Source organism: Streptomyces sp. NPDC001002 (genome assembly GCF_053599215.1).
In genome coordinates, this window is the sequence record NZ_JBSFLV010000123.1 from 19,936 (window position 1) to 27,184 (window position 7,249).

Sequence of the window (7,249 nt, forward strand, 5' to 3'; positions counted from 1 at the left end):
CTCCCAGTGAGCACAGACAGCACACCTCCGCACCTCGCCGGAAACTTCGCCCCGGTGCCCGACGAGATCACGGTCACCGAACTGGCAGTGACCGGGTCCATCCCGCCGGAACTGACCGGCTGGTACCTGCGCAACGGCCCCAACCCGCACGAGGCCAACTCGGCGCACTGGTTCACCGGTGACGGCATGGTCCACGGAGTCCGCCTCGAAGGCGGCAGGGCCACCTCGTACCGCAACCGCTGGGTCCGCACCCCCACCCTCGAGTCGGGCGCCCAGGTCTACGGCCAGGACGGCGAGATGGACCTCACCGCCGGCGTCGCCAACACCCACGTCATACGGCACGCGGGCCGCACGCTCGCCCTCGTCGAGACGTCCTTCCCCTACGAGTTGAGCTGCGAGGCCGGACGCGAGCTGGACACCGTCGGGCCCTTCGACTTCGGCGGCCGGCTGCGCACCCCGATGACCGCCCACCCCAAGACCTGCCCGGTCACCGGCGAGCTGCACTTCTACGGGTACGGCGGCCTGTCGGCGCCCTACCTGACCTACCACTGCGCCGACGCCGGTGGGGAGTTGACCGTCAGCCGGCCGATCGACGTACCGGCGCACACGATGATGCACGACTTCTACCTGACCAGGAACCATGTCGTCTTCATGGACCTGCCCGCCGTGTTCAGCATCGAGCGCGCCATGGACCCCCACGGAGGCATGCCCTACGCCTGGTCCGACACCTACGGCGCCCGGCTCGGGGTGCTGCGCAGGGACGACCCGCACGGCGACATCCGCTGGTTCGACATCGAGCCCTGCTACGTCTTCCACACGCTCAACTCGTACGAGGAGAACGACGGTCGGCGGCTCGTCCTGCTGGGCATGCGCTACCCCCGCCTGGGTGACGGCGTGGCCGTGGCGGACCCGGCCCAGCTGTGGCGCTGGACCATCGACCTCACCGCGGGCACGGTCTCCGAGGAGCAACTGGACGACCACCCGGGCGAGTTCCCGCGCATCGACGACCGACTCCAGGGCCTGCACTCGGACTTCGGCCACGCCACGGCCGGGCCGGTGCCGGAGCTCCAGCAGTACGACCCGGACGAGGCACGTGCCGCGATCCACCGGTACGACCTGCGCAAGTCCAGTGTCAGCAGCCACTACTTCGCCCCGGGCCGCCTGCCGGGCGAGGCGGCCTTCGCGCCCGCCGACGATCAACCGGGCGGCCCCGGCTGGCTGATGACCTACGTCTACGACGCCGCGACCGATCGCAGCGACCTGGTCGTCCTCGACGCCGACAACCTCACCCAGGAGCCGGTGGCCACCATCCACCTGCCCCGACGGGTACCGGCCGGCTTCCACGGCAGCTGGCTCGCGGACGCCTGACACGCAGCACACCCATCGACGGGGAGCCGTTCCTCTGAGCGCACCCGCTCAGAGGGCGGTGCTCGCCAACTGCCCGGACGACCACGGGCGGTGACCACCGCGAACTTCCCGGCGTCCTGACGCCATCACACGACCGACGGGGGACAGACGGGTGCTGGAAGGGTTCTCATGATTCGGGAAGTTGCCGAGGCGGCACGCGTCGAGGACGCCACGTTGACCCGGGCGGCCCAGGCGGGTGAAGTCGCCGCGCTGGGGCTGCTGTTGGAGCGGCACCGGGCGGGGATGCGTGCGGTGGCGCTGAGCATTCTGGGGCCGGGTGCGGACGCCGACGACGTGATGCAGGACGCGGCGCTCACCGCCCTGCGGCGGATCGGTGACGTACGCGATCCGAGTGCGGTCGGCGCGTGGCTGCGGATGATCGTGCGCAACGCCAGCCGTTCGGTGCTGCGGGACTCGGCCGTCGTCCGGCCGGTGGACGATCTGCATCTGCCGTCGACCGACGTGGGTCCCGAGCAGTGGCTGGAGCAGAACGCCTTGCGGGACTGGGTGTGGGAGGCGCTGGAGGAACTCTCGCCCGTGCTGCGCATGCCGCTGGTGCTGCGCCACTTCACCGCGGGAGTCAGCTCGTACGAGCAGATCGCGGACGCGTGCGGGGTTCCCGTCGGTACCGTGCGCAGCCGGCTCAGCCAGGGGCGGGCCAAGCTCGCGGCGGCCCTCGCCGCCACGGCGGACGCGCCGCACGGCGACGCCGAGGAGCGGGTCCGGGCCAGCCGTATCGAGGCCCGGGAGCTGCTCGCCGCCGCCCGCAGCAGGGCGCTCCGGCCGGCCGCCGACCGTACGCTCGTCTCCTGAGGCCGGCCTGGCCGCCACTAGGCCATTTGGCGGAAGCCAGGGTGGGCGGACCGGTCTAGCTTGGAGATGTTTCACAGCATCTCTACAGGCAACAGGAGCCACCTTCCATGAGCACCGTGAAGAACGTCGTCCTCGTGCACGGCGGATTCGTCGACGGTTCCGGCTGGCAGCCGGTCCACCGTCTCCTCACCGGCGAGGGTTACCGGGTCGTCGTCGTACAGAACCCGACCATCTCCCTCGAAGGCGATGTCGCGGTCACCCACCGGGCCCTCGACGCCCTGGACGGACCGGCCGTACTGGTGGGCCACTCCTACGGCGGCGCCGTGATCACCGAGGCCGGCAGGCACGAGAAGGTCGCCGCCCTCGCCTACATCGCCGCGTTCGCCCCGGACAAGGGCGAGTCCGTCGGTTCGCTGGTCGCCGACCCGGCGCCCGGTGCGCCCGTTCCGCCGATCCTGCCGCCCGAGGACGGTTTCCTGTTCCTGGACCGGGAGAAGTTCCCGGCCTCCTTCGCCGGTGACATCCCGCCCGCGGACGCCGCGTTCCTGGCCGACGCGCAGGTTCCGTGGGGCCTGGACGCCGTCGGTGGCGCGATCACCGAGCCCGCCTGGAGCACCAAGCCGAGCTGGTACCTGGTCGCGGCCGACGACAGGATGATCCCCCCGCCGGTGCAGCGGACCATGGCCGAGCGCGCGGGCGCCACCGTGGCGGAGACCCCGGGCAGCCACGCCGTCTACGTCTCCCACCCCGAGGCCGTCGCGGAACTGATCAAGCAGGCCGCCGCCCAGGGCTGACCCACCGCCTTCATGAGTCCACCTTCGGGTGGCGCACCCCGACAGCCCGCCCTTTCCGGAGCGGGCTGTCCGCGTGTACGGCCATCCCCCTTCACCGCGGCGGGAGTTGAGGACGTCAGGGCTGGTCCAGGCCGGTGAGCGCGTCGCGCAGGCCGGCCCGCGAGGTCACGTTCAGCTTCGGGAAGACGCCCCGCAGATGCGCGGCCACGGTGCGGGGCGAGAGGAAGAGCTGCGCGGCGATCTGCTTGTTGGTCAGCCCGGTCGCCGCCAGTTGCGCGATCTGCCGCTCCTGCGGGGTCAGCAACGCGTACCGGTCGTCGCTGGGCACCGCGGTCCTGATGGGGATCCCGCTCGCCCGCAGCTCGTTCGCGGCCCGCGCGCTCCATGGCTCGGCCCCGAGCCGCTGGAACGTGCTGAGCGCCGCCGCCAGATGGACGCGCGCCGCGCCGCCCGCCTTGGCCCTGCGCAGCCGCTCGCCGTACGCCAGCCGGATCCGCGCCCAGTCGAAGGGCCACCGCTCGGCGTTGGGGGCGTTGATGGCGCGCTCGAACAGGTCGTGGTCGATGACATCAGGGTTGGCCATGGCTTCCGCGGCATCGGTCATCATGGCCAGCCGCGGCGAGATGGAGGGGATGTCGGACTTCCGGACCGCCGCGACATGCTGGGCGGCCTCGGCGTGACGGCCGGTGCGCGCCGCGGCCTCCGTGAAGTCCAGGAAGAGCAGCAGGGCGTGCGGCATGTGCGGGGGCAGCGTGCCGGGGGTGCCCACCGAGCGCAGATGCCGGTAGGCGCCCTCGAAGTCGGCGCTGCCGAGCGCGGACAGCGCCCGGATGTGCGAGGCGTACACATGAAGAGCGCCCAGTCCCCGGGGGTTCCCCCACGACACGAGCCGGTCGGCGACGTCCTGCGCGGAGCGGCTGTCCCCCCGCGATGCCGCCAGCAGACCCTGCAGGAACCGGCCCGACCACGACGACAGCCGGTAGTTGTACGTCGCGCACCAGCGCAGCCCCTCGCCGGTGAGGTCCGGGACGTCGTCCCACTGCCCGCTGGCGTAGGCGTCGTTGGCCAGGATGAAGAAGGCCTCGATCGCCATGGCGATGGCCCCGCCGCCGCGGCCGTCCTCGATCACCCGCCACAGGGCGCTGCGACAGCCGGGCACACGATCGACGTACGCGGCCGACTGGGCGGTGCGCACGATGCGCCGCGGGTCGGTCTCCCGGTGCAGGTCGAAGACGAGGCCGTCGAGCGTGTCCAGGACGGACGACGCCGCATGGGCGGGATCGCCGAAGGCGCCGCGCCGCACGGACAACAGGGGGTCGGGGGAGCGCTGGCCGATCTCCGCGACCACCCTGTCGAAGGACCGCCACGGCTCCGGCCTGCCGCTGAAGAAGCAGACCAGGAGCAGGGTGTGCAGGGCCTCGCTCATGATGTTGTTGCAGGTGGTGCTCGGCCGGGAGTGGTTGCGGATCGCCCCCACGAGCAGCTTGTGGGCCGTGTCCACATCGCCCTCCCCGTTGAGGAGATGGCTGGCCGCCGCGGCCGCCGCCGCGAGGGACTCGGTGCCCACGCCCGCGGGATCGACGAGCAGCGCGTTGTCCAGCAGTGCGCGGACGTTGCGCAGATCGCCGGTGATGTTGGCGCCCAGACAGGCCGCCTCGGCCAGCATCCGCGCCTTGGTCGTGGCCTGGCCGCTCAGCTCGGAGGCGCGCAGCAGGGTGGTGATGGCGCCGACGGCGTCGCCGCGGCGCAGCGTCCCGTAGGCCACCTCGTGCAGCAGGGACGCCACTTGGTCGTCCGGGCCGACGGCCGCCGCCGCGAGATGGCGGGCCCGGCGCTCGGAACCTGCCGGGAACTCACCGGCCAGGGCCAGATGACCCCGTCGGCGCTCCGCGCTCGTCGACAGCTCCATGACCGCGGAACGGGTGAGCGGATGCCGGAAGACGAGCCGGCCCGTCACGGAATCGACCTGCACCAACCCCGCCTTCTCGGCCGGACCCAGCTCGGTCAGGGCGTCCGAGCTGACCGTCGCCCGCTCCAGGACGTGCAGATCGCCCGAGGCGTCCAGCACGGCGAGCAGCAGCAACTCCCTTGTCGCGTCCGGGAGTCCGCTCACCCGCACGGAGAAGATCCCCTTGAGCCGCTCCGACAGCGGCAGCACGGCCGGCAGTGGTCCGCGCTCCGTCTGCTGCGCCTCGTTGAGCGTGCCGGGCAGTTCCAGCAGCGCCAGCGGATTGCCGGCGGCCTCCGCGACAAGCCGCTGCCGGACCCTGGTCGCCATGGCCGGGAACCGCTTCGCCACCAGCTCGTTCGCGGACTCCTCGTCCAGCGGCCGCACTTCGTACGTGGGTATCCCGGTGCTGCTCAGGAAGGACTCGTCGCCGGTCCGGGAGGCCGCGAGCAGGGCCAGGGAGCTGGTCCGGATGTAGCGGGCGACGGTGCCCAGGACCACGGCGCTGGGCCGGTCGAGCCAGGCCACGTCGTCGATGACGAGAGCGACGGGACCTTTCTGCACGGCCGTCCGGGACAACAGGACGTGTACGGCGTTGGCGATCGAGAGCAGCTCGGTGGGCTGTTCCTCGGAGAGTCCGCGCACCGCCTGCAGTGTTTCCGCCTGCCGGGACGGAAGCGCGGGAATTTCTCCCGTCAGCGGCTGCAGAATTTGATTCAGGGCCGAGAAACTGACGCTTTCCTCGAATTGCGAGCCCACTACGCGCAGAACTCGGAAACCCGCTTCCGAGGCCCGCTGCGCCGCCGCGTCGAGGAGTGCGCTCTTTCCCACTCCCGGCTCTCCGGTCAGCATCAGCGCGACGCCCCGGGTGGTGGCCGATCTGAAGAGTTCGTCGATGAGCTTCAGCTCCGCCGATCGTCCGACGAGGCGTCCGATCGCGCCTGTGCCGGAGTCGTCGGCGAGGTGCTTGTCGCCTTCCCTGCCTGGTAGTGCGGGGGATGACATGAAGCCTCCCATCGTGGTCGAGCCGAATCAGCGACATGATGGGATTGGCGCCGAAAAGTTCGAACCAGAGAGAGTGGCTTGCATCACACCAGCGGTGGAGGTGGTGCAATTCGGCCACGCGAGATCGTCCAACACCCCTTTTGTCCTAGGTCATTTGGCCGTAGCTGTGCGTATGGCCGGTTCATAAAGTAGGAGCGACCTGAGAGTTGGAGCTGGCAACCGGGGAACGGAGGCCGTCGTGGCCGCGGACATGTCCGTACGGAATGTAGTTCTTGTCCATGGCGGATTTGTGGACGGATCCGGCTGGCAGGGTGTCCACGAGCGGCTGGTGACGGCCGGTTACCACGTCAGCGTCGTACAGAATCCGACCCGGTCACTGGACGGTGATGTCGCCGCGACCCGTCGGATCGTCGCTGCGCAGGACGGTCCGGTGGTGCTGGTGGGGCACTCCTACGGTGGTGTCGTCATCACCGAGGCGGGACGGGACCCCAAGGTCTCCGCGCTCGTGTACGTCGCGGCCTTCGCGCCGGACAAGGGTGAGTCCGTCGGCTCCCTGATCGCCGATCCGCCGGCGGGTGCGCCGATTCCGCCGATCCTGCCGCCGCAGGACGGCTGTCTGTTCCTCGACCGGGACCGGTTCCACGCCTCCTTCGCCGGCGATCTGCCCGAGGCGCAGGCGCGGTTCATGGCCGATTCGCAGGTCCCGTGGGGGCTCGAAGCCCTCAACGGCGAGGTGGGCGAGCCCTCGTGGCGGACCAAGCCCAGCTGGTACCTGGTCGCGGCCGACGACCGGATGATCCCGCCGCCGGCCCAGCGGGCGATGGCCGCGCGCGCCGGTGCCACGGTCGCCGAGGCGCCGGGCAGCCACTCGATCCACGTGTCGCAGCCCGACGCGGTCGTCGACCTCGTCAAGCAGGCCACCACCGGCTGACCCCTCGCGGTCGCCCCCCCGACCCTCCGGCCCGCGCTGCAGACCCTCCCCCCGGACTGCACGCGGGCCGGAGTTCTCTCATGACTCCGTGGGGTTCCCCGCGATGTCCCGTTCCATCGCCAACAGGTCCTCGTTCGGGACCGCGCCGCCGAAGCGCCGGTCGCGGGAGGCGAATTCGACGCAGGCCCGCCACAGATCACGGCGGTCGAAGTCCGGCCACAGGACGTCCTGGAAGACCATCTCGGCGTACGCGCTCTGCCACAGCAGGAAGTTGGAGGTGCGCTGCTCCCCGCTGGGCCGCAGGAACAGGTCCACGTCCGGCATGTCCGGGTAGTACAGGTACTTCGCCAG

Annotated in this window: 6 protein-coding genes; 4 read left to right on the forward strand and 2 right to left on the reverse strand. The window is 71.1% G+C overall.

Going from position 1 to position 7,249, the window contains the following annotated elements:
• The first annotated feature begins 6 nt into the window (after window positions 1–6).
• The 3 genes from ACWDR3_RS36980 to ACWDR3_RS36990 all read left to right on the forward strand — a co-directional run bounded on the left by ACWDR3_RS36980 (window position 7) and on the right by ACWDR3_RS36990 (window position 3,014).
• Entirely contained in the window at window positions 7–1,368 is a 1,362-nt protein-coding gene (locus tag ACWDR3_RS36980; RefSeq protein ID WP_450356951.1) for a carotenoid oxygenase family protein, read from the forward strand.
• 168 nt (window positions 1,369–1,536) lie between these two features.
• Entirely contained in the window at window positions 1,537–2,220 is a 684-nt protein-coding gene (locus ACWDR3_RS36985; RefSeq protein ID WP_450356952.1) for an RNA polymerase sigma factor, read from the forward strand.
• A gap of 107 nt (window positions 2,221–2,327) precedes the next feature.
• Window positions 2,328–3,014 carry an alpha/beta fold hydrolase gene (locus ACWDR3_RS36990; RefSeq protein WP_450356953.1) on the forward strand — a complete coding sequence of 229 codons (687 nt, stop codon included), beginning with the start codon at window positions 2,328–2,330 and terminating at the stop codon, window positions 3,012–3,014.
• A gap of 115 nt (window positions 3,015–3,129) precedes the next feature.
• Here the strand turns inward: ACWDR3_RS36990 and ACWDR3_RS36995 are convergent, their stop codons facing one another.
• The gene (locus ACWDR3_RS36995; RefSeq protein WP_450356954.1) at window positions 3,130–5,967 is read right to left on the reverse strand and encodes an ATP-binding protein; all 2,838 of its coding nucleotides are present in this window, start codon (window positions 5,965–5,967) and stop codon (window positions 3,130–3,132) included.
• Between the two features lie 250 nt (window positions 5,968–6,217).
• On the opposite strand from ACWDR3_RS36995, the gene ACWDR3_RS37000 reads away from it, so the two are divergent.
• A complete protein-coding gene (locus ACWDR3_RS37000; RefSeq protein ID WP_450356958.1) occupies window positions 6,218–6,898 on the forward strand; it encodes an alpha/beta fold hydrolase in 681 nt (226 codons plus the stop codon).
• A 78-nt stretch (window positions 6,899–6,976) separates the two neighbouring features.
• Here the strand turns inward: ACWDR3_RS37000 and ACWDR3_RS37005 are convergent.
• Window positions 6,977–7,249, reverse strand: a 273-nt coding sequence (locus tag ACWDR3_RS37005; protein WP_450356955.1) for an undecaprenyl diphosphate synthase family protein, incomplete at its 5' end; no start/stop codon positions are given.

Excerpts from the sequence above, each read along its gene's own strand:
- ACWDR3_RS36990 (WP_450356953.1), top strand. The coding sequence starts at position 2,328 with ATGAGCACCGTGAAGAACGTCGTCCTCGTGCACGGCGGATTCGTCGAC.
- ACWDR3_RS36995 (WP_450356954.1), bottom strand. The coding sequence starts at position 5,967 with ATGTCATCCCCCGCACTACCAGGCAGGGAAGGCGACAAGCACCTCGCC.
- ACWDR3_RS36985 (WP_450356952.1), top strand. The coding sequence starts at position 1,537 with ATGATTCGGGAAGTTGCCGAGGCGGCACGCGTCGAGGACGCCACGTTG.
- ACWDR3_RS37000 (WP_450356958.1), top strand. The coding sequence starts at position 6,218 with ATGTCCGTACGGAATGTAGTTCTTGTCCATGGCGGATTTGTGGACGGA.